The 22949-nt window shown below is 44.9% G+C and carries 19 protein-coding genes and 1 other RNA gene; 10 read left to right on the top strand and 10 right to left on the bottom strand.

Annotation, left to right across the window (positions count from 1 at the left end; genetic code table 11):
- The first annotated feature begins 62 nt into the window (after nt 1-62).
- The 3 genes from LIX84_RS19155 to LIX84_RS19145 all read left to right on the top strand — a co-directional run bounded on the left by LIX84_RS19155 (nt 63) and on the right by LIX84_RS19145 (nt 4254).
- Nucleotides 63-1586 carry a Na+/H+ antiporter NhaC family protein gene (locus LIX84_RS19155; RefSeq protein ID WP_226421979.1) on the top strand — a complete coding sequence of 508 codons (1524 nt, stop codon included), beginning with the start codon at nt 63-65 and terminating at the stop codon, nt 1584-1586.
- 212 nt (nt 1587-1798) lie between these two features.
- Nucleotides 1799-3481: a chitinase gene (locus tag LIX84_RS19150; RefSeq protein ID WP_226421978.1), complete on the top strand. Its 1683-nt coding sequence runs from the start codon at nt 1799-1801 to the stop codon at nt 3479-3481.
- A 182-nt stretch (nt 3482-3663) separates the two neighbouring features.
- A complete protein-coding gene (locus LIX84_RS19145) occupies nt 3664-4254 on the top strand; it encodes an acetate uptake transporter (protein ID WP_005391518.1) in 591 nt (196 codons plus the stop codon).
- Between the two features lie 99 nt (nt 4255-4353).
- On the opposite strand, the gene LIX84_RS19140 is transcribed toward LIX84_RS19145, so the two are convergent.
- Together LIX84_RS19140 and LIX84_RS19135 are read right to left on the bottom strand one after the other, a co-directional pair.
- Entirely contained in the window at nt 4354-5901 is a 1548-nt protein-coding gene (locus LIX84_RS19140) for an alanine/glycine:cation symporter family protein (protein WP_012842106.1), read from the bottom strand.
- A 307-nt stretch (nt 5902-6208) separates the two neighbouring features.
- On the bottom strand, nt 6209-7465 hold the full coding sequence (locus LIX84_RS19135; RefSeq protein ID WP_104971314.1) for a D-amino acid dehydrogenase: 1257 nt from the start codon (nt 7463-7465) through the stop codon (nt 6209-6211).
- Nucleotides 7466-7571: 106 nt separating this feature from the next.
- Here LIX84_RS19135 and LIX84_RS19130 point away from each other — a divergent pair, with 106 nt between their 5' ends.
- Nucleotides 7572-8489 (top strand): LysR substrate-binding domain-containing protein, encoded by a 918-nt coding sequence (locus LIX84_RS19130; protein ID WP_139059734.1) that lies wholly within the window; start codon nt 7572-7574, stop codon nt 8487-8489.
- A gap of 63 nt (nt 8490-8552) precedes the next feature.
- Here the strand turns inward: LIX84_RS19130 and LIX84_RS19125 are convergent, their stop codons facing one another.
- Nucleotides 8553-10298, bottom strand: a complete 1746-nt coding sequence (locus tag LIX84_RS19125) for an amidohydrolase (RefSeq protein ID WP_226421977.1) — start codon at nt 10296-10298, stop codon at nt 8553-8555.
- A 289-nt stretch (nt 10299-10587) separates the two neighbouring features.
- On the opposite strand from LIX84_RS19125, the gene LIX84_RS19120 reads away from it, so the two are divergent.
- The 3 genes from LIX84_RS19120 (at nt 10588) to LIX84_RS19110 (ending at nt 14226) form a co-directional block, all read left to right on the top strand.
- The gene (locus LIX84_RS19120) at nt 10588-11856 is read left to right on the top strand and encodes an O-acetylhomoserine aminocarboxypropyltransferase/cysteine synthase family protein (protein WP_226421976.1); all 1269 of its coding nucleotides are present in this window, start codon (nt 10588-10590) and stop codon (nt 11854-11856) included.
- Nucleotides 11857-12064: 208 nt separating this feature from the next.
- The gene (locus LIX84_RS19115; RefSeq protein ID WP_226421975.1) at nt 12065-13396 is read left to right on the top strand and encodes an aspartate aminotransferase family protein; all 1332 of its coding nucleotides are present in this window, start codon (nt 12065-12067) and stop codon (nt 13394-13396) included.
- Complete coding sequence (locus tag LIX84_RS19110) at nt 13387-14226, top strand: 3-keto-5-aminohexanoate cleavage protein (protein ID WP_226421974.1); 840 nt, start codon at nt 13387-13389, stop codon at nt 14224-14226. The genes LIX84_RS19115 and LIX84_RS19110 overlap by 10 nt, the downstream gene beginning before the upstream one ends.
- Before the next feature lie 70 nt (nt 14227-14296).
- Here LIX84_RS19110 and LIX84_RS19105 read toward each other — a convergent pair whose 3' ends face one another.
- The 4 genes from LIX84_RS19105 to LIX84_RS19090 all read right to left on the bottom strand — a co-directional run bounded on the left by LIX84_RS19105 (nt 14297) and on the right by LIX84_RS19090 (nt 19174).
- Nucleotides 14297-15664, bottom strand: coding sequence for a Na+/H+ antiporter NhaC family protein (locus tag LIX84_RS19105; protein WP_161443215.1), 1368 nt, complete (start codon nt 15662-15664; stop codon nt 14297-14299).
- A gap of 180 nt (nt 15665-15844) precedes the next feature.
- The gene (locus LIX84_RS19100; RefSeq protein WP_005391489.1) at nt 15845-16432 is read right to left on the bottom strand and encodes a DedA family protein; all 588 of its coding nucleotides are present in this window, start codon (nt 16430-16432) and stop codon (nt 15845-15847) included.
- A 204-nt stretch (nt 16433-16636) separates the two neighbouring features.
- On the bottom strand, nt 16637-18172 hold the full coding sequence (locus LIX84_RS19095) for a bifunctional GNAT family N-acetyltransferase/carbon-nitrogen hydrolase family protein (protein WP_005391488.1): 1536 nt from the start codon (nt 18170-18172) through the stop codon (nt 16637-16639).
- Nucleotides 18173-18292: 120 nt separating this feature from the next.
- Nucleotides 18293-19174, bottom strand: coding sequence for a LysR family transcriptional regulator (locus LIX84_RS19090; RefSeq protein WP_226421973.1), 882 nt, complete (start codon nt 19172-19174; stop codon nt 18293-18295).
- A gap of 424 nt (nt 19175-19598) precedes the next feature.
- On the opposite strand from LIX84_RS19090, the gene LIX84_RS19085 reads away from it, so the two are divergent.
- Nucleotides 19599-20162: a porin family protein gene (locus tag LIX84_RS19085; RefSeq protein ID WP_012842100.1), complete on the top strand. Its 564-nt coding sequence runs from the start codon at nt 19599-19601 to the stop codon at nt 20160-20162.
- 285 nt (nt 20163-20447) lie between these two features.
- Here the strand turns inward: LIX84_RS19085 and ssrA are convergent.
- Together ssrA and smpB are read right to left on the bottom strand one after the other, a co-directional pair.
- Nucleotides 20448-20815: a transfer-messenger RNA gene (gene ssrA, locus LIX84_RS19080) on the bottom strand.
- Nucleotides 20816-20881: 66 nt separating this feature from the next.
- Nucleotides 20882-21367 carry an SsrA-binding protein SmpB gene (gene smpB, locus LIX84_RS19075; protein WP_005391476.1) on the bottom strand — a complete coding sequence of 162 codons (486 nt, stop codon included), beginning with the start codon at nt 21365-21367 and terminating at the stop codon, nt 20882-20884.
- Nucleotides 21368-21485: 118 nt separating this feature from the next.
- Here smpB and LIX84_RS19070 point away from each other — a divergent pair, with 118 nt between their 5' ends.
- Together LIX84_RS19070 and LIX84_RS19065 are read left to right on the top strand one after the other, a co-directional pair.
- On the top strand, nt 21486-21929 hold the full coding sequence (locus LIX84_RS19070) for an SRPBCC family protein (protein ID WP_005391473.1): 444 nt from the start codon (nt 21486-21488) through the stop codon (nt 21927-21929).
- On the top strand, nt 21919-22272 hold the full coding sequence (locus LIX84_RS19065) for an RnfH family protein (RefSeq protein WP_114323832.1): 354 nt from the start codon (nt 21919-21921) through the stop codon (nt 22270-22272). Before LIX84_RS19070 ends, LIX84_RS19065 begins: the two co-directional genes overlap by 11 nt.
- Nucleotides 22273-22377: 105 nt before the next feature.
- On the opposite strand, the gene bamE is transcribed toward LIX84_RS19065, so the two are convergent.
- Nucleotides 22378-22737, bottom strand: coding sequence for an outer membrane protein assembly factor BamE (bamE, locus tag LIX84_RS19060; protein WP_005391468.1), 360 nt, complete (start codon nt 22735-22737; stop codon nt 22378-22380).
- Between the last annotated feature and the right edge of the window lie 212 nt (nt 22738-22949).

Genomic DNA, 22949 nt, shown 5'->3' with positions numbered 1-22949 from the left:
ATATGCGATAAAATTAGATATATATTCATTTTGATTGTTTGAATATTATAAATGGTATTGCTATGGAACAGGCTGAAGTTACCTCTCTCATTCCCATCCTTATTACTCTTTTCCTCGCGCTGACCACGAGAAATGTCGTTGTTGGTTTATTCGCGGGTGTGGTGAGTGGTGTCGCTATGCTCGAAGGGACATTTGTCGAAAAAGGGCCACTAGACTCGTTTAGTGCATTGATGAAAAGCTATCTACTGCCGCAACTTACGGATAGCTACAACGCTGGTGTGATTTTATTATTAGTGTTCATTGGTGGTTTCGTTGCGCTGATGGAAAAGTCTGGTGGTGGTGTTGCTTTTGCTAAAAAGGTTACTCAATGGGTTGCGAGTAAATGCCAAGCTCAACTGTCCGCATGGTTCGGTGGTGTGGTTATTTTCTTCTCTGACCTTGGTACACCGTTGATTGTTGGTCCTGTTTTTCGCCCTTTATTTGATAAGTTAAAAGTATCACGCCAAAAATTAGCTTTTATTATCGATTCTACTTCCTCTCCCGTCGCAATCTTAATTCCTTTTATCGGGTGGGGCGTTTATATCATGGGATTGATTCAAAAAGAGTTTACTGCCCTGAATGTCAGTATGAGTGGCTGGGATGCTTTCATTGGCGCGATCCCGTATCAGTTTTACGCCTTTCTTGCGATCGCGATTGTGCCGATTGTCTCTTTCTTCAAATTAGATTTCGGACCGATGGCGAAGGCTGAACAACTAGCAGAACAGGGCTCCGACTTTGGGAAAGTGCAGGAGTCTATGAATGTATTTACGCATAAAAATGCAAAATCTAGTTTTGTATGGGCGCCTTTGCTCGTTATGCTAGTGGTTCTATGTACCATCCTCGTGCCACACGGTTTTCCATTTCAAAAAGTGGCAGGATCAACGTTTAGGGCTGCACTTTCTTCTGCATATTTCTTCGCGGCCTTCACTTTAATTGCGCTGATGGCGTTTTATGGCGTAAGAAAGCTTTCGGATGGTATTCAGGTTTATCTGAAAGGGATGTCAAACATGATGTCAGTGGCGGTGATTCTGGTATTGGCTTGGGCGCTTAGCTCGGTTGGGAAAGAATTAGGTGCAGCTGCATACATTGCTGAACAAGCTCAAGCCGGTTTCCCTTACTGGTTATTGCCAGCGGTTGCGTTTTTACTGGCCGGTATTATCTCGTTTGCGACGGGATCATCTTGGGGGACGTTTGCCATCATGATGCCATTAGTGATCCCAACGGCCGTCGCGATTGATGCTCCATTGTTAGTTTGTATTGGTGCGGTGTTATCTGGTGGTCTGTTTGGCGACCACTGTTCTCCAATCTCTGAAACGACGATTTTGTCGTCGACAGGGGCAGGGTGTGAGCAGTATGAGCACTTCCGTACACAGTTGCCTTACGCATTACTCAATGGAATGATTGCATTAGGGTGTTTCCTTTTAGCTGGAATCAACGCCTCGCCAGTGATTGTGCTTGCCGCTATTGTTGCCCAGTGTGTGGTTTATTTTGTGTTGTCTAAACAAAAATCAACCGCGAAGCTAGACGTGGTTTCGGCAGAACAATAAAGATAGAAATATCATAAAGCGGAGGCTCATTGGGTCTCCGCTTTTCTTTTGAGTCAAGGTAACATTTTTCTTGTGACAAAATGTGTGCGAGGACTTATTTATTCATTTTGTCTCGCAGAATCAACGCACTTAGCTCGGCGTTTTGCATATATGATCCACTATATGTCTAGTTATTCCTTGTATATTGTATTGTTGAAATCCGGAGACTAGACATGTTTGCACTCAAACATATTCCTCTTGCATTGAGTTGTGTCCTAGCTGCACAAGCGAATGCGAGTATGAATATCCAGCCCGATCCGCAGAATCCAAACGGCTATGTCATTGCTCGTGGTGACGTTCAAGCCGTAGAGCAAAGCAAAACCTCTGACCCTATGTATGCCATTTGGTCACAAGCATTAGAGACGCGCCCGAACTCAGTGGTGGAGGCGATTGTTCCTGGAGCGGCAACCAATCCAGAAAACGTGAAGCGTGTAGAGCGTGTGTTCCCTGAAAGTGAGTGGGACTTCCTGACTCAAATGGCGGCACCTGAATACACTTACACGCGTTTCCTACGTGCAATTGGTAAGTTCCTTGCATTCTGTGGTGAGTACACGGATGGGCGAGATTCGGATGCGATTTGTAAAAAATCGATCGTGACAGCCTTTGCTCACTTTGCGCAGGAAACTGGTGGTCATATTTCGATTGATAACGTATCGGATAACCCTCTTGGATTGGAAGAGTGGCAGCAAGCTTTGGTTCATGTGCGTGAAATGGGCTGGTCAGAAGGTCAAGAAGGTTACACGACCGGTTGTGGTCAGAATGACTGGCAAAATAAGCGTTGGCCATGTGAACCAGGACAAGGTTACTTTGGACGTGGTGCTAAACAGCTTTCTTACCATTTTAACTATGGCGCGTTCTCTGAAGTGATGTTTGATGGTGATGCATCTGTATTGCTAAAAAATCCAGGCTTGGTTGCGGATTCATGGCTGAACTTGGCATCGGCTATCTGGTTCTTCCTAACTCCACAAGCACCGAAACCAGCAATGCTGCATGTGATTGACCGTACTTGGGTGCCTTCACAGCGTGAGCTTGATGCTGGCATTGGTTACGGCTTTGGTACCACCATCAACGTGATCAATGGTGGTATTGAGTGTGGTGAGCAAAACAAGGATAAAGGTCAACCTGTTAACCGTATTCGTTATTGGGAAGGTCTTGCCGCCCATTATCAAATTCCAATTGAAGCTGATGAAACAAACACTTGTTGGCAGCAGACTCCTTACGGCAGTCTGAACCTAAATGGTGCGACAGACGTGCTTTACACCAACTGGGATGGTAACTGGAAATACTACTCAGATCGCCCTGGAGGCCATTCGTTTGAATGTGAGTTGGTTGGTTTCCAAACGGCTTACTCTGCGCTAGTTGCGGGTGATTACGAGAAGTGCGTAACTAACTTCTACCAATCTCATGCGGGTTGGCCTGAAGTTCGTGTGGTTGACAAGTTAGATCCTGTAGATCCGGTCGATCCGCCTGTAGGTGGCGTGGCAGCTTGGGATGCAAGCAAAGTGTACAACACTGGTGATCAAGTCTCTTACCAAGGTGCTGTTTACGAAGCGAAATGGTGGTCACAAGGTAATGAGCCAACGAAAGGCGACCCGTGGAAGCTGGTCTCAGGCACTCCGACAGAGCCGCCTACAACGGAACCTGAACCACCAGTGACTGAGCCAGAACCGCCCGTCACAGAACCGGAGCCACCAGTGACAGGTAATTTTATTCAGTGGGAGCCGGGCGTAACGCAAGTCGCTAACGGCGATAAAGTGACGTACCAAAACAAATGCTTTGTCGCAAAAAACGGCCCTGGAGTGTGGGAAAGCCCAACGCAAAGTAACTGGTTCTGGGACGAGATCTCTTGCCTGTAGTTGATTGAAAAGTAGTCTAACCATCTATAAAGACTCTGCTTTTTAGCGGGGTCTTTTTTTATTTGAGCGGTTGCTTATTTATGGAATCTAAGTTTTCAATAACAGTTTTTCTCTTTTGTTCTGGGGCCCATTAAAATTCGCGCGCATTTTTTATCAACATTTTTGAAAAAAGGTATTTGTACATGTCGACAAAACTGGCTAACCCAGCACCGCTAGGTCTAATGGGTTTCGGTATGACCACTATTCTGCTCAATATTCATAACGCAGGATTTTTCCCAATTGACTCTATGATTCTAGCGATGGGCATCTTTTACGGTGGCCTTAGCCAAGTAATCGTTGGCATCATGTGCTTTAAACGCGGCGACACGTTCGGCACAACTGCGTTTACTTCTTACGGTCTATTTTGGCTAACACTAGTAGGCTTGATCGTAATGCCTCATATGGGTCTTCCTGCAAGCCCAGCAAGCTTTATGGGTTGGTACCTAGCGCTTTGGGGCATCTTCACTGGTTTCATGTTCATTGGTTCTCTATGCTACCCAACAGCGAAGCAAGTGGTATTTGGTTCTCTAACTATCCTGTTCTTCTTGCTTGCTGCTCGTGATTTCACTGGTAGCGAAGTGATCGGTGCTATCGCTGGCTTCGAAGGTATCTTCTGTGGCGCAAGTGCAATTTACTTCGCAATGGCGCAAGTACTAAACAACGAATTTGGTCGTGAAGTTCTACCTGTAGGTAAAGCAAAAATCGCTCGTAAAGTAGAAGCTGTCGCTGCTTAATCCTTTACACATAATGCAGAAAAGGGGATTAACCAATGGTTAATCCCCTTTTTTATGCCCTTAAACGGACCACTGCTTTTTCTTGTTTATGCGTTAAGGCTATGTTGATGGTTGTTCAACAGTTTCTGTAGTACTGTTGTCTGCCGTTGGTGCCTTACCCGTTTTACGCTTGTACTTATCTTCCCAGTAATCTGCGCCTTTAATGCCTAGCGCTACAGGGTTGAATGTAAAGTCGGTCACACCACGTTTTTGTTGTTCTTCGTAATCGTTCAATGCTTTGAGAGCTGGTTTCGACATAAAGAAGATGATCAAAATACCGACGATGTTAAGCCATGCCATTAGACCTACACCTACATCACCCATCGCCCAGGCTAAGTTGGCGGTTTTCACGGTTCCGTAGAACACGGATGAAATAATGATGACTTTCAGAATAAACATCAGCCCATTTACTTTGAATGTACGACGAATGTAAGCAATGTTCGTTTCTGCAATGTAGTAGTAAGCCAGAATGGTCGTAAACGCAAAGAAGAAGAGTGCGATTGCGATGAATGGCTTACCCACACCAGGTAGCGCACTTTCGATCGCCATTTGCGTAAATACAGGACCATTCGCACCAATATCAGCCGGTAGGTTTTGAATTAGGAACGTACCTTCAACTGCACCATTTACGTTGTACGCGCCAGTGATAAGAATCATAAACGCGGTTGCTGAACACACAAGTAGTGTATCGATGTAAATAGAGAAAGATTGAACAAGACCTTGCTGAGCTGGGTGATCAACACTCGCTGCAGCTGCAGCGTGAGGACCTGTACCTTGACCTGCTTCGTTGGAGTAAACGCCACGTTTTACACCCCAACCGATTGCCGCACCAACACCTGCCATTGGTGTGAACGCGTCACCAATGATCATGCCGAAAATGCGTGGAACCTCACCAATGTTTAGAAGGATGATGACAAATGCAGTGATGATGTAAGCCAGCGCCATAAATGGCACAACGATTTGGGTAAAGTTCGCAATACGTTTTACGCCACCGAAGATGATGAAGGCCAGAATGACACAGACAACCGTACCAGTGAAAATTTTAGCAAAACTGAAGGTACCAATAGCGGTTTCAATCATGTCACCTGAGCCAAATGCTGCTTCTACTGCGTTACCGATGCTGTTCGATTGAACGCCTGGAAGTAGAACACCACATGCAAAGATGGTTGCGATAGCGAAGATCCAAGCGTACCATTTTTGTCCCATTGCTTTTTCAATGTAGTAAGCAGGACCACCACGGAATTCACCTTCGTCTTCTTCTTTATAGATTTGTGCAAGTGTCGACTCTGCGTATGCGGTTGCAGCGCCAAAGAAGGCAACGACCCACATCCAGAATACGGCGCCTGGGCCACCGAAACCGATAGCGGCAGCAACACCAGCAATGTTACCTGTACCTACACGGCCAGATAGTGAAACGGCAAGTGCCTGAAATGATGATATCCCTTTTGTTGAACTCTTCCCTGAAAGTAATAAGCGCCACATCTCAAAGAAGTGACGAATTTGTACAAAACGCGTCATGATTGAATAGAACAAACCTGCACCAAGGCACAAATAGATCAGTACCGGGCTCCAAATAATTCCATTCAGAAAATCAACTAATGACTGCATGAGTATTTTCCCTGTTAGTTGTGTTTGTGGTTGTTTTTCACACAATACATTACCCTTTATGTAATGCAATTGTTAACTTTTTTGGCTATAAATCCTTTGTAGCGTGATGGTGAACACAGAATGGAGAGTGATTGTTAAAATTTAGTTCTTGTTGCTTATTTGCTCCTTTGAGGTAGAAGATTTGTCTGATGATTAAATATGCAGCACATTGTCATTAAAATGTGCTGCACATTTGATGAGTTAAAAATGCCAAATAATATGCATTTTGTGGAGTAAAGGCCTGTTTGTTTTTTATGCAGATATGTCCTTATGCATAACGGCAAAGGTTAAGCTCTGTGTCATCCATCACTTTCGCTTTTTCACCAGTCATAATGCTCGCTAGTAATTGACCAGAACCACAAGCCATAGTCCAACCCAGAGTGCCGTGTCCGGTGTTAGTAAAAAGGTTATCGTATTTAGTTGCGCCAATAATCGGTGTGCCATCAGGCGTCATTGGTCTAAAGCCACTCCAAAACTCGGCTTGGCTAAAGTCGCCGCAGCGAGGGAAAAGATCACGGATGACCATTTCGATGGTGTTTTTTCGTTTTTGCGGAAGGGAGGCATCAAACCCTGCTAATTCTGCGGTGCCCGCTACGCGAATTCTGTCATCAAACCGAGTCATGGCGACTTTATAGGTTTCATCCATCACAGTAGAGCGAGGAGAGAAGTGCTCATCTTCCATTGGGATGGTGAGCGAATAGCCTTTTACTGGATAGACAGGAATCTCAATGTCGATTTGCTTGAGTAGCGCTGTAGAATAGCTGCCAGAGGCAACCACATATTGGTCCGCTTTAAACTGTCCTCGATTCGTTTGGACACCTATGATCTTTTTGCCTACTGTAACCCAATTGCTTACTTCGGTGTCGAACTCGAACCTCACGCCATGGGCCTTAGCGAGTTCTGTTAGTTGTTGGCAAAACTGATAGCAATCGCCTGTTTCGTCATCTGGCAGGTGCAAGCCACCAACCAGTTTATCTTTCACAAGATCCAGTCCAGGTTCTTGTTCAATGCAGCGTTCTACGTCCATCAACTCAAACCGAGTCCCGCTTTGCTCTAGAAGCTGCATATCCTTTTCAATGGCTTGCAGCTGTTGAGGCGTTCGAAATACTTGCAAGGTGCCGAACTGGCGACCTTGATATTCAATGGCATGTTCTTGACGTAATTGTTCCAGACACATACGACTGTGGTTAGCTATCGAAAGCATGCGAGCTTTGTTGACTTGGTAGCGAGACAGGGTGCAGTTGGCCACCATCTTACTTGCCCAACTGATCATATCGGCATTGAGGGTTGGTTTGATTTTGAGTGGAGCATGCTCTTCCATTAACCACTTTATGGCTTTAACAGGAACACCAGGCGCAGCCCAAGGCGAAGAATAGCCGTACGAGATCTGCCCAGCATTGGCGAAACTTGTTTCCATTGCACTGCTTGGTTGACGGTCAATAACAGTAACTTGATAGCCTGCTTGAGATAAATACCAAGCAGAGGTTAAGCCGATGACGCCGCTGCCTAATACGATGACTTCCATTGATGTACTCCACACATTTATCTGAGTGGTTAGTTTCTTTTCTTTACCTTTTGTTAACAATCGATATAAATTACATACAGCGTTTAGAAAAACTATAGGCTCAAGGATGAGAAGTAATTTAATAAGTGGCTTGTGTCTGTTTAGCCAAGTCGCGGAACACAGCAGCTTTACTGGCGCGGCTAAGTTTTTGCACCTCACTACGGGAGCCGTGAGCCAACAAATTATTCATTTGGAAGAGTTATTAGGTTTTACTTTATTTGAACGCCATTCCCGCGGTATTCGTTTAACCGCTAAAGGCACTCAGTTACACCAAGCAACGCAGTTTCACTTTTCTGAGCTGAGCAAACTGCTTGATGAGCTCAAAGTAGAAAAGCACACCAATGAGATCCGCTTAAAATTAACGCCTTCTTTTGCTTTTAAATGGTTAGTCCCAAAGCTGGAAAGTTTTCATCACGAGAACCCGGATATCCAAGTGCAAATCTTCGCGGAAGGGGCGTTAGTGAATAGTGAGATAAAAGATTATGACGTCGCGATAGACTATGGTCTTCATCCTTACCGAAATGCTAACGCGGAGTTGATTTTGGATGAGCAACTGCTGCCCGTAATGAGTCCGAAGTACCTTGAGGATCATGGTTGGCTAAAAGTGCCTTTTGATGAACAAGAATCCTCAATGTCAGTGAAGAAATGGCAGGAGGCGACGCTACTACACGATGCGATGCCATGGGAAAAAGCGACGCGTGACTATGAGTGGCTATATTGGGCGTCAGCAATGGGATTAGACTTTAAAACCGATGTTGGACACTTTTTTAATCGAACGGATATGGCGATGTCTGCAGCGGAAGCAGGAGTTGGGATTGCGATGGCACGAATGGCACTGATTGAGGATGAATTGACGACAGAGCGTTTAGTTTCTCCCTTTCAGCCGGTTCCAGCCAATGCAGGGTACTACTTGATCATGAACACACGAAGCCAGTCCACAAACAAGTTTCGTACTTGGTTATTACAGCAAGTGGAGAGTAAATAGATATAGTGCTTGGTGAGTCAGATAGAAAACACCGCCTCGATGACGGCGGTGTTTTATTTTGGATTACTGTCGTTGATAAACCGACTCGCCTCGGCTGATGGTTTCTTCCACGTTTAGGTCTTTTAGCGCCTTAGGTTCAATCTTCATCGGGTTGTTATCGAGGATGATTAAATCCGCATTCTTACCCACCTCGATAGAACCTTTATACGACTCCTCAAAGTGTTGGTAAGCCGGCCAAATGGTCATGGCTTGCAGCGCGGTATACGTGTCAACACGCTGATCTGGTCCCAGTACTTTATCGGTTCTGGTGGTGCGATTGACGGTCGCATCTAATACTCGGAATGAACTTGGCAGCGCCACAGGTGCGTCATGGTGTGTACTGAATTTTAACCCCGCCTTTCTCACCGCTTGAGTTGGTGAAATGAAATCGGCACGAGGATGGCCGAGTACCGAGTCCACATGCCAGTCACCCCAATAAAAAGTATGCATTGGAAATAGAGAAGGGAAGATGCCTTGCGCAGCTAAGCGATCTACTTGGTCTTGGCGCATGGTTTGGCCGTGAATGAGAACAGGTCGGCGGTCTTGCTTTCCTAGCTTTTCATTTGCTTTGGTTACCGCATCGATAAATTGCTCGATCGCCGCGTCACCATTGGCATGCGTCAGCACTTGCCATTCATTTTTAAAGGCTGTTTCTACGTAATCGTAAGCTTGTTGATCTTCGAAAGTTGGGTAGCCAGCGTAGTCTTTATCTTGTCCATGTGGTGGGTGGAAGTAAGGCTGACTTAGCCATGCCGTTTTACCTTGTGGAGAGCCATCAAAGTTCAGCTTTACGCCACCGATGCGGAAATGGTTGGTGTACTCTGGCGTGTTGTATTCCGAGTCCATAAAATCACTGCTCGATACCATATCGGCGTACGCAACCAAGTCGATCATCAGTTTGTCGTTTTTCGACGCGCGTTTCATCGCTTCATAACCTTCTGATGTTGCTCGTCCTTCTTGAGCCGTGGTATAGCCATATTTCGCGTACATACCTTGCGAGGCTTCTAACATGCGATCTTGAAGTTCAGAATCAATCAACTTATTGAGGTTGAACAGCATTGCAAAGTGCGCGTTTTCTTCTAGAACACCATTTGGTTCTTGGCTGTTTTCCATTCGGCGGATAATGCCACCTTTTGGATCTTCCGATTCTGCCGTGATACCTGCTAGCTCTAACGCTTTACTGTTCGCGACACTCAAATGCCCCGAAGTGTGGATGATTAATACAGGCTTATCTGTGCTGACTTTATCGAGATCCGCTTTGGTAGGGTAGTAATCCAGTTGGGCGTCGTCGTAACCAAAACCTAAAATCCATCCGGTTTTCTCAATGAATAGGCGTTGCGTATTATTGTTCTCGGCATTTTTCAGAGTTTCTATGATTTTCGCAACGGTATCGGCTTCGCCATCAGGAGATGGCAGCACGTTTGCGACCATGGCTTGCAGACCAACACCATACACATGACTGTGCGGATCAACAAAGCCAGGCAACATAGTTTTGCCTTTTAAGTCGACCAACTGTGTTTTACCGAACTTGTGTTCCATCGCTCCATCTTTGCTGCCGACATAAATGATTTTCTCGCCTAATGTGGCGACGGCTTCGGCGTACTCTGGCTTATCGCTAGCCATGGTTAGGATATCGCCACCATAATAAATTATGTCTGCGGCGGTTACTTTTAGCGGCTCGGCGACGGCTTCTACTTCTTTCGCTTCTTCAGAAAAACACCCCGTTAAAGCAAGCCCAGAGAGGGCAATAGGGATCCAGTTTTTGTTCATCGGTCATCTCCATACAGAGTAAGGTTTTTGCCTATTGCCCCCATCTCAATGAGTTTGAGAACTCAATAGGTCACATTCACTTTAGTTCATATTGAAGGAGGATTATCAACAAGATTAAAGACTTTCAATCAAGCGCAAGTTATACCTATCGATGAATATCAAAAATGTTACCTTTTCCCATTTCATAAACGTTTCTGGACTTGGGCAATGTGACCCATAACGAGGTTCTGTGGTTAAAAAATCGGCATGATAAGTCCACGATTTATCTCGATGACGCTCAAGGAAGAAAATGAAAGACGAAACGCTATCCATCCATTTTGGTTACGAAACTGACCCTACCACTAAATCTGTCGCGACACCGATTTATCAAACGGTCGCGTACGAGTTTGATAACGCGCAGCACGGCGCTGATCTGTTTAACTTGGAAGTACCGGGGAATATCTACACTCGCATCATGAATCCGACTAACGACGTTCTGGAAAAGCGCATGGCGGCGTTAGAAGGCGGCATTGCAGGGTTGGTCGTGAGTGCGGGGAGTGCAGCGATTAACTATGCAATTCTGACGTTAGCGCAAGCGGGCGATAACATCGTTTCTACGCCGCAACTTTATGGCGGTACTTATACCTTGTTTGCGCATATGCTGCCAAATCAGGGTATTCAGGTGAAGTTTGCCAAAGATGACAAGCCAGAAAGTTTGGCCGAGTTAATTGATGAAAATACCAAAGCGGTATATTGCGAGAGCATTGGTAACCCTGCAGGTAATATCATCGATTTAGAACGTGTGGCGGAGCTTGCTCACGCACAAGGCGTACCTGTGATTGTGGACAACACCGTTGCGACGCCAGTGCTTTGCAAACCCATCGAATTTGGTGCGGATATCGTAGTTCACTCTCTCACTAAATACGTTGGTGGGCATGGCACCACATTAGGTGGCGTGATTGTGGATTCCGGTAAATTCCCTTGGGCGCAGTACAAAGACCGCTTTCCTGTTTTCAACCAACCAGAACCTTCTTACCACGGCGTGGTGTATACCGAAGCGTTTGGTGAGGCGGCATTTATCGGGCGCGCGCGTACCGTACCATTGCGTAATACCGGTTCGGCATTATCACCGATGAATGCATTTATGCTTATGCAAGGGCTAGAAACGTTACCGCTGCGTATGGAACGCCATACTGAGAATGCACTCAAAGTGGCTGAATTCTTGGAACAGCATGACAAAGTCAGTTGGGTGAGTTATGCCGGCTTGCCAAGTTCAGCACACTTCAACCTCGCCGAAAAATACATGAAAGGTAAGCCTTCTGCGATTTTGTCGTTTGGTTTAAAAGACGGTTATGAAGCAGGAGTGCGTTTTTATGATGCTTTGAAAATCTTTAAACGTTTGGTGAACATTGGCGATGCAAAATCATTGGCTTGCCATCCAGCATCGACGACTCATCGTCAGTTGAGCAAAGCAGAACAAAAACAAGCTGGTGTGTCACCAGAGATGATTCGTTTATCTGTAGGTATTGAGCATATTGACGATATCCTAGCCGATTTAGAACAGGCACTAAACGCGTAAAACGATTCTGTTTTTAGCTTTTGGTTACCCATAGGCCAGCCTTTAAAAAAGCTGGCCTTTTTTTGTTTTATTATTTAAATATCAAAGGCTTTGGTTCTTTTGGTTTGTGGTATTCCAAAAGCTCATAGAGGGTGAAATTTATTCCCTTGTCACGCTTGGGGTTGTTCCTGATGATGTGTGCAAATATTACACATTGGAAGGGACTCAAATGTCTTACGTATTTCACCGTCATTGCCATGCCACGCTGCCAATCATCGATAAAGGTGAAGGTGTTTATCTATTCGATAAGCATGGAAAGCAGTACCTCGATGCTTGTGGCGGCGCTGCGGTATCAAACCTTGGCCACAGTCACCAAGCCGTTAAAAAAGCCATGTTGGAACAGATTGAGCGAGTGCCGTTTGCTCATACTGGATTTTTTACTAGTGACAGCAGTGAGCGACTAGCGGAATTGATTTGTCAGCACATGCCTGAGCAGTTCAACCATGTTTATTTAGTCAGTGGCGGGTCAGAAGCGGTGGAGTCGGCACTAAAAATGGCACGGCAGTATTTCGTGGAATCAGGTAAGCCAGAGAAGAAGCAAGTCATCGCGCGTCAGCAAAGTTATCACGGCAATACGTTGGGAGCTCTAGCGGTCGGTGGCAATGAATGGCGACGTGAACCGTTCAAGCCTATCTTGCATCCGAGTCATCACATTGCCCCTTGCTATGCTTATCGTTATCAGCAGAGTCATGAGTCGGAATTGGATTACTCATTGCGAGCGGCGAATGAACTAGAGGCAAAAATTTTTGAGTTGGGGGCTGAGAATGTAATGGCTTTTGTCGCCGAGCCTATTGTGGGAGCCACCGCTGGAGCTGTGCCAGCGACTCAAGGTTACTTCAAACGTATTCGCGAAATATGCGACCAATACGATGTGCTATTGATCTTGGATGAAGTCATGTGTGGCGTTGGGCGAAGTGGCAGTTTCTTTGCATTTGAGCAAGAAGAGGCAGAGCCCGATCTGGTTTGTATGGCTAAAGGGCTTGGTGCGGGTTATCAACCTATTGGTGCGGTGGTTGCGAATGATCGAGTCTATCAAGCTATTGCTGATGGAAGCGGTTTTTTTCAACACGGTCATACCTTTATGGCGCACCCTGTGGCGTGCGCTGCCGCCGTGGCAACAATTGAAACCATCTTCCAAGATGACTTATTAACGGCGGTGAATCAGCAAAGTGTTTTGCTGCGTAATGAGCTTACTTCTGCATTGGCCCATTTACCATACATTGGCGACATTCGTGGTAGAGGCTTGTTTTTTGGCATTGAGCTGGTGGCGGATAAAGAAAGCAAGGCGCCTCTGAGTAAAGCCACATTGGCAGACAAACGCATCAAACAGCGAGCAATGGAAAATGGCTTAATGTGCTACCCAATGGGCGGAACGATTGATGGCGTTAATGGGCACCATATTTTGCTCGCACCGCCATTCATTATTCAGTCTCATCATATTGATGAACTAGTCGGCAAACTCTCACTGACGTTAAAAGAGGTGGCGGAGACATGGAAGTAGCAAACCAATATTTGCGAGAACCTATCGCCATTATCGTGGCTCCAAACGGCGCAAGAAAAACCAAGCACGATCACGTCAACTTACCCATGACAACAGACGAACTGGTTGCAGAGGCTATCGCTTGTCAAACAGCAGGGGCTGCCATGATCCATTTGCATGCTAGAGACGCCAAGGGACGTCATTCATTAGACATCGACGACAACATGGCAATTTACCATGCCGTGAAAGAAGCGGTGGGAGAAACCATGATGGTTCAGCTCACCACAGAGGCGGTGGGTTTATATTCTCCGCCACAACAGCGGGCGTTAGTTAAAGCTGTGAAACCAGAAGCGGCTTCTTTCGCATTGAGGGAGTTAATCCCCGATCGCGCAAGTGAGAAAGAAGGGAATGCCTTTTTCCATTGGTTGGCAGAGAACAGCATCGTGAGCCAAATTATTCTCTACGATACAACCGACATTGAACGTTATTTCCAACTGCGTGATGCGGGCGTGTTACCTAAAACGCATCTGCATGCATTAGTGGTGTTAGGGCGTTATCACCAAGCTCAGCAGTCTTCACCATGGGATTTACGAGGTTTGAGTTTGGCGCGTTTTGTCGAGGAAGAAATTCGATGTGCCATTTGTGCTTTTGGCGCGCGAGAACAAGACTGTTTAGCGAGTGCGATGTTACTTGGATTCGATGTGAGAGTGGGGTTTGAGAACAACCACGTCGATGTGGCAGGCGAATTAGCAATCAGTAATGCGGCTCAGGTGGAAGCTCTACGCGATGTGGCTAGACACTTTGCGATTCCTTTACACAGTGCGCAAAGTTTGCGTTCAGTTTTGAAGTAAATCTGTTCGCGGCAAGGAAAATAAAGAAGAAAGTAAAAAGGCTCCTTCGGAGCCTTTTCGGTATTTGTCGCTAGTTCTCAGTTTGCACTTCAGGTTGACGTGCGGGATGTTTGATAAACACCGCAACAACAGCAGCTATCGCTAATGCAAAGCAGTAGTAAGAATTAGCAACCACTTCAATTGGCGATAGGTTGAATACGGAACCTAGCAGCAACACTTGAGCGCCGTAAGGCAACACGCCTTGCACCACGCATGAGAAAATGTCTAACAAGCTTGCTGAGCGGCGAGGAGAGACATTATTCTCTTCCGCCAGTTGGCGAGCAACGCTGCCCGAGACAATGATGGCTACGGTGTTGTTTGCCGTACAGCCATTGACCATCGACACCAAGCCTGCGATACCTAGCTCGCTCGCGCGGCTGTTGGCATGCTTAGAGTGGTTAGAGCCAAACGCGTGGATAAGGCTGCTAACGAAATTGGTTAGAAAAGCAAGGCCGCCTTGACGACGCATCAGTTCACTCAAACCACCAATTAGCATGGACAACAAGAAGATCTCTTGCATGTTGCCAAAGCCTTTGTATACGTCTTGGGCTAGATTAGTCAGTCCGTAATTGTCAATCGATGCCAAGCTCACGCCGCCAGCCAAAAGGATACCAATCGACAGAACCACAAACACATTCACACCAGATACCGCTAAGATCAAAATAGTGATGTACGGCAAGACTTTCAGCCACTCAATATCGCCAGTTGCAGGCACTTGAGTCGCTGTACTGTTGAAAGCGAACACTGCAATCGCGATCAACGCCGCAGGCAAAGCAATACGAATGTTCTCTTTAAACTTGTCTTTCATCTCACAACCTTGAGAGCGTGTCGCCGCGATGGTGGTGTCAGAGATGATAGAAAGGTTATCACCAAACATAGCGCCGCTCAGCACAACGCCTGCGGTTAACGGTAAGCTCATTCCTGCTGATTCAGCAATCCCCAACGCTACGGGGGCAACGGCTGCGATGGTACCCATCGATGTGCCCATCGCTGTTGCGATAAAAGCAGAAATCAGAAAAATGCCCGGCAAAATCATGCTGGTTGGAATTGCGGATAAACCAAGGTTCACCGTTGCATCAACACCGCCAGAGGCTTTTGCTACCGCAGCAAAGGCACCAGCAAGCAGATAGATCATACACATTGCGATGATGTCTGGGTGGCCAACACCACGCATGAAGTGTTCGATTGAGCGGTTAAGTTTCTCTTTACTTAAAAGAAACGCAATGATGATGGCTGGTAATACCGCGATGGGTGCAGGCAGCTGGTAGAAGGCAAATTCAACGCCTTGCAAAGATAAGTAAGTGCCTACGCCAATAAACAGCGCAAGGAATACAATCAATGGGATCAGTGCGACCGCAGAAGGTGCAACTGTTTTAGTTGTTTGTTGAGAACCGGACATGTAAACGACAATGTTAATAATAAGAGAGAAGAGCAGACTAATATCACATTTACGCATTGTCAACGTCTAGACGTCTAAATGGCTGTTTAAATTTTGCACGTAAAGAAAAAGATAAAAGCTCGTATTACGCATCTCACTGATACCACGAGCTTTAGTTATGCGCTAATGAAGAGACTGTCGTTATTGCATTGATTTGGCTTTTTTGCGTTTAACAATACCTAAAACCATCCACGTAAATAAGACAGCAGCAAATGCCCATACCAGATATTTGTATTCGGTGTACAGGTTGCTCAACACGCTTAAATGTTCAAATGCAAAGTGAGTTAACAAGCTGAATACCAATACCCAAACCGTCGCCGCGAGGGCGTTACCGAGCAAAAACTCTCTACGTGGCATTTTTGCGATACCGCATGCAAGAGGCATAAATTGCTTCATTCCTTCAATAAAGCGACTGACGACCAAGCACGTAGGGCCGTATTTCTGGATAGTCAGTTGAAGTGTTTGCATCTTCGGGCCAGAGATATAGCCTTTTTTATCCAACCAGCCTTCAAAGTAATAACCGATTAGGTAACCACAGGTATTCCCAAAAAAGCAGCTTAGCCACGATACCATCATAACCATACTTAGGTTCATGACTTGTTCTGAAGAGAGCAAAGATGCCGCGATCATCAGCGATTGACCAGGCATCGGTACACCTATCCCTTCTAGAAATATACTGACAATCAGCGCCAAGTAGCCGTATTGCTCGAGCAAAGGCTTCATTGACATGAGAAGTTCGTTAATGTGTTCCAAAAGCTTTCCCCTAATAAAAGCGGAACGAAGTTGGAGTGATACTCCGAATGTCCTACTGGGTCAATTCTTGTTTCTCACCGCTGAGAAAAACTGACATGCCTCTGATTATTGTGCGGAATCAATCTGCTGCTTGTTTTATTCGCTGCCACGCTCCCGTGTGGCGGCGAATAAGGCACACCATTATGACTCTTTAGCTTTAGTAAATGCGCCATACAAATCAAGGCGTCGGTGACGTAAGTTGGTTACTGAACCCTCGGTATTAAGTTGCTTCAACTTAGTCAAATCAACATCGGCGAAGATCATCATTTCGGTGTTGGCGCTTGCTTCTGTCAAGGTCGCATCGTGCGGGAAGTAGATATCCGACGGTGAGAATACGGCAGATTGTGCGTACTGGATGTCCACGTTATCAACACGAGGTAAGTTACCAACACTGCCACCAATTGCAACATAGCATTCGTTTTCAATGGCACGCGATTGGGAACAAATTCGTACTCGTTGGTAGCCATTTTTTGTGTCCGTCCAGAAAGGAACGAATACAATTTGTGCGCCTTGTTCTGCTAACATTCTTCCCAATTCAGGGAATTCGCTGTCATAACAAATAAGTATGCCGACTTTGCCCGCATCGGTTTCGAACACTTGAACATTGTCACCACCGTCGATCACCCAGTCTCTTTGTTCATGAGGCGTGATGTGGATTTTATATTGAGCGTTAATTTCACCATCTCGTTGCAGCAAGTAGGCCACATTATACAGTTTGCCATCTTCGATAACGGGCATACTGCCCGCAATAATGTTGATGTTGTAGGTGACCGCCATCTGCGAGAAACGGTTTTTGATCTCTTCTGTAAAGCTAGCCAAAAAGCGGATTGCTTCAACGGAATTTTTGTCGTTTTGCAAGCCCATCAGCGGTGCGTTAAAGAACTCAGGGAATAGGGCGAAATCGGCTTTATAGTTCGCAAGAGAAGAGATGAAGAACTCAGCCTGATCGAGCAAATCCTCCAGGTCATTCATCGCGCGCATTTGCCACTGTACGACACCAATCCGAATCAGCGTTTTTTCTACATCGTGTACGGATTGAATATCCTCTTCGTAGAAAAAGTTATCCCACTCCAGCAGTGTCGCGTAACCTTTAGAAGCGCTATCCTCTGGTAAGTAGCCGCGCATGATTCGTTTTACATCGAAGTCGTTAGCAAGCTGAAAAGACAAAATAGGGTCATGAAGCTCACGGCGTTTTACTTTGTCGATGTACTCTGCAACGCTCAGTTCATCTGCGTATTGGTGGTAATTAGGAATGCGACCACCGGCTAAAATGGCTTTGAAGTTCTTACTACGGCAAAGCTCTTTACGCGCATCATATAAACGTCGACCCAAACGTAGCCCTCGATAGTCTGGGTGGACAAATACATCGAGACCATACATTGCATCACCGGTTACTTGATTCTGTATGACGTTGTTTTCGGTAATGATGTCGGTATACAGGTGAGGAAGAGAAAAGCGGTTGTAATCCACTTTAATGGTTAATGCTGCACCGACTATTTTGCCGTTATCTTCAATACAGATTTGGCCATCAGGAAACTGATGAATGAGATCCATAATCGTCAGCCGTGGCCATGAGCCGCCAACATCAGGAAACACTAAGTCCATTAGTTCTGCAAGCTCAGGGTAATCCGTTGGCTCAATGGTACGTAATGAGAGTTTGGGCGAATTGCTGTCCATATCTTTCAATCCATTTATCCTTTTGAAACAGTGTTAATGAGAATGCCACAATTTGGAGCAGACAGATACTGAAGTCTTTGAGTTGTTTTGGATTACCAAAAGTATTTCAAGAAAACAATATTAGCTTAGTTTGCTCTTCAACCATTCGTAAAACGCCGCCACTTTCTTAGCCGATAGGCGATAATTTGGGATCATCACGTAATAACCATAACCACTCTGTAAAGATAGGTTGAGAATACGTTGGATATCCCCTCTTAAAATAGAATTCTGCGCCATAAAATCAGGAAGTAAGGCGAGTCCTTTTCCCATTTTGACGGCTTCGTAAGCTAGGTAAAAATGTTCAAAGCCTACAGAGTGATAGGTAACGGTTGATTCTACTGCATGTGCAGCCTTAAATTGCTCCCACAACTGAGGACGAGTGATTTGAGGTATCAGCGGATAGTCGCTAACAGCGTGCACATTCTTGAGTGCAGGAGTGTTAGTACAACCGACCAATAGTAGTATTTCTTCGCATAGTAAGTGGCTGTATTCATAATGCGTGGACAATGGAAGACAACGAATATGCAAGTCGCTTTCACCGCTTGAACCTTTGACGTACCCATCTCCGGTACAGATTCTCACACGGATATTGGGATGTCGCTGGTTGAAGTCATCAATATGAGGTACCAACCAAAGGCTAGCGAAAGAAGGAGTAACATCCACGGTGAGCAATTCTTGCTTTGAATCTGATTGGATTAAGTTGGCGGTTGCATTCTGAATAAGTTCTAGTGCTTCTGTGACTTGCGGTAGGTAGCGTTTTCCTTCCTCAGTTAACTCAATACCATTCGAGCCTCTTTGTATTAAAGGTAAACCCACTAGTTGTTCAAGCGCGGCGATTTGTTTGCTTACTGCGCTTTGTGTAATGCATAGGGCATCCGCCGCTTTAGAGAAGCTGAGGTAATTTGCAACCGCGACAAACGTCCTTAATGCTCGGATAGAAGGGTACTCACTGCCTTTTAACATACTTCAGTCCCATGGAGATAGCCTCTTCACAGAGTAGGAGATTTACCTATTGAAGCAAAGAGAGAAAAAGCCGATGTGTGATTACCTGCCTTAATCGTTCATAAAGAACCCAGACCAAAAATTAAGAATCCTAAATATAATGGGTATGTAAATAATTGATGATTGGGGTTTGTTTATTGATTTTCCCTATCTTTTGAAAAAACTACAAATAAAATAGAATGTTTTACATCATTAGTATTTACACAAATCTAATATTGTTTTCTCAAGGTAAATAAAACGGTATAACTTTTATTTTTGTTGTTTTAATTTCAAAATAATGTCAATTTTTTATAAAGTAGAAAATGTTTTTCATTAAATTAAAATTGGCATTGTATTTGCTTTGTATAATTCGAACTTTCAATGGCACTTATATTAGGAGAACGAAATGAAAAGCAATGTTGTTACTTTGATTGGCCTTTTTTCTTTAGCAACGTTTAGTACTTTATCTCACGCAGCGGACTCCAAAGATCATGGTGTTTATGTCGGCGCCAACTATGGTTACTTAAAAGTTGATGGACAAGATGACTTTGATGATGACAGCGATGCTATTCAAGGTTTGGTTGGTTACCGTTTTAACCCTTACTTAGCGTTAGAGGGCGGTTACATTGATTTTGGTAGCTATGGTAATAACCTAGCAAATGCCGAAACGGACGGTTACACCGCAGCACTAAAAGTTACAGCCCCTATTGCTGATCGTGTCGATCTTTACGCAAAAGGCGGTCAAATGTGGTACTCGACGGATTACAACGTTGCGGGCTTCCAAGGCAACAAAGATGACGAAGGTGTATTCGCTGGTGCCGGTGTTGGTTTTAAAGTTACTGATAACTTCTTAGTTAACGCAGAATATATGTGGTACGACGTAGAACTGAATGCAGAGAACGTCGCGAATGGTGCAAGCACAAAAACTGATTTTAACCAAGCATCGCTAGGTGTGGAATATCGCTTCTAATATTGTTAACCATGTTTAACCCAATAAAATTGCGAAGCTAAATGGCTTCGCATTTTTATTTTTTAAGAGATTTAATTATCTGCATAAAATTACTAATGAATAAAATATTTATAAAGTTGGAAGTGTTGATTATTAGAGATCGTCTGCTTATTTTTCTATAGGCTATAAAAGAAGCCGTGCACTAATAGAAAGTAACATCGTAAAAGTAGATCGTGTACTGTTGCAACATAAGTACGGATAGCAGATACAAAAAAGGCCACCCGAAGGTGGCCTTTTCCAAACGTTTGGTGGAGCTGGCGGGAGTTGAACCCGCGTCCGAAAACCGTTCATCATTGGTACTACATGCTTAGTCGATCTTTAATTTCGCCACCCACCTGCGAACCGACACGCTAATGAATGACTAGCCTGAATTAAAATTCGCCGTTCATCTCTCAGGCGGGAGAATCCGGGCTAGCGCGTTTGGGTTTGATCCCTCGTTATTCCCCGTCTTACGTGCGGAAGCTAGGGCGAGAGAGCTCTGAGCAGGTTATTAAGCTGCTAGTGCGTAGTTTTCGTCGTTTGCGACTATTTTTTTGCGGTTTGTTAACGAGGCCTACCGCACCTCGGCATGCACCTCAGACTTCTGAATTCCCGTCGAATCCTAAATCAGCCCCAGGTAATATTCGCATAGTAACAGAAAAGCATTGGCTGTCCAGTACTATGCGTTTAAGTGGTCAAGATTAACGCAGTGTACTCTTCATTACGCGTGCTTTCTCTCTTGCCCAGTCTTTTTCTTTTAAATCCGTACGTTTATCGTGCAGCTTTTTACCTTTTGCTACGCCAATTTTTAGTTTCACCCAAGAGCGAGACCAGTACAGAGAGAGGGCCGTTAATGTCATACCTTCACGGTTCACACGTCCGAATAGGTTGTCTAGTTCACGACGACTCATTAGTAGTTTACGCACACGTGTGGGGTTCGCCACAACGTGTGTCGATGCCTGATTTAAAGGAGTGATTGTCATGCCACTCACAAAGGCTTCACCGTCACGCATAAATACGTAACTTTCAGAAATATTGGCTTTACCTTGGCGAAGGGCTTTCACTTCCCAACCTTGGAGCTCCAAGCCAGCTTCGATTTCATCATCGATGAAATACTCGTGGCGAGCTTTTTTATTCAGCGCGATAGTATTGCTACCCGCTTTTTGTTTCGTTTTTTTCTTTGCCATAATAGCGACATTATACGGGTTGGATATCGGATAGGAAATCCTTTTATTTGCGCAATCGTGGAATAAAAGTAAAATTGGCAGGAGCTTTAAATCTGTACATGTATCGATAGGAGTATGTATGAAGCAAGTCAGCCGTTCTGCGCTTGTGTCTTTTAGTGCTGAACAGATGTTCAATCTGGTTAACGATGTTGCTAAATACCCTGAGTTTCTGCCTGGTTGCTCGGGCTCTAGAATCATTGAGTCTTCGGGTAATGGTATGGTGGCTTCTGTCGATGTGGCGAAGGCTGGTATCAGCAAAACGTTTACTACTTCAAATGAGCTGATCCCAGGCCAAGCAATTATGATGAACTTGGTGGATGGCCCGTTTAAGACGTTGCGTGGTGGTTGGATTTTTACCGCGCTAGATGAGCAAGCTTGCAAGGTTGAGCTAAAGCTTGAGTTTGAATTCTCAAGTAAAATGATTGAGATGGCCTTCGGTAAGGTTTTTAACGAGCTTACCAGTAACATGGTAAATGCATTCACTAAACGCGCAAAACAGGTCTACGAGTGTTATGAGTATTGAGTCAGATATGATTCACGTAGAGGTTGTCTATGCTCTTCCTCATGAACAGCGTGTATTTAATTTAGTGGTGAATAATCACGCAACGGTAGAAGAGATCATTCGACAATCTGGCGTGTTAGAGTTATACCCTGAAATTGATTTATCTAAGAATAAAGTGGGTGTGTTTAGTCGTAATGTGAAGTTAGATGCGACCGTTCGAGATCGAGATCGAATAGAGATATATCGTCCGTTACTAGCAGACCCGAAAGAGATTCGTCGTAAGCGGGCGGAGCAGGCTAAAGCCGAGGGGAGTGCAGACCCAGTCACCGGTGGTAAGCCTAGCTCTGTACGTAAGAATAAGTAGACTTGATATCAATCCCAATGGATGGCGTCATTGATTCAAAGTGTGATTGCGCGATATCTAGATAATAAAAAACCTCTCATGTGAGAGGTTTTTTGCAAAAGTCGTTTACTGAATCTGTTCGTAAAAAGCGTCACTTTTTGGGAAGTCACCACTGATATCTGCGAGTGTGCCTTGATCGTTAAAGTTAACGATCAGGTCTTTTTGCACTGGATCACCGTGACCAGGAGTATGGTGATAAATGTAGTACCAAGTGTTTGGGTAGCCGTTTTCAATAAGCATTGGCGACCCTAGTACGAAGCGAACCTGTGCTTTAGTCATCCCAAACTTTAATTTATCTACCGCACTTTGTTCTACATAGTTGCCTTGGTTGATATCAATGCGATAAACCAGTTTTTCCAATACCGAACATCCTGTCAGCAATGTCATTGCTAATGGTACGGCAACTAACCACTTCTTTAATTGCATAATAATTTCTTAGTAACCTTTAAAATACTGCGCTGATAATAAACAAGCTCGACGCAGATGTAAAAAGCTATGCGTCGTATGATAGGAAATCTGACAACGAATTTTGAGTTGAGTTGCATTTATTGATTCTCTCACATGTATGTTTATGTCGATGAGCGATTTTCTATCCAGTTTAAGCGGTAACTAATGACAAATAGCCAAGTTATTGAGCT

The organism is Vibrio sp. E14 (assembly GCF_020515785.1).
Classification (GTDB): domain Bacteria; phylum Pseudomonadota; class Gammaproteobacteria; order Enterobacterales; family Vibrionaceae; genus Vibrio; species Vibrio diabolicus.
Note: the sequence above shows the minus strand (reverse complement) of the source record. Positions and strands in the feature narration are given on the sequence as shown.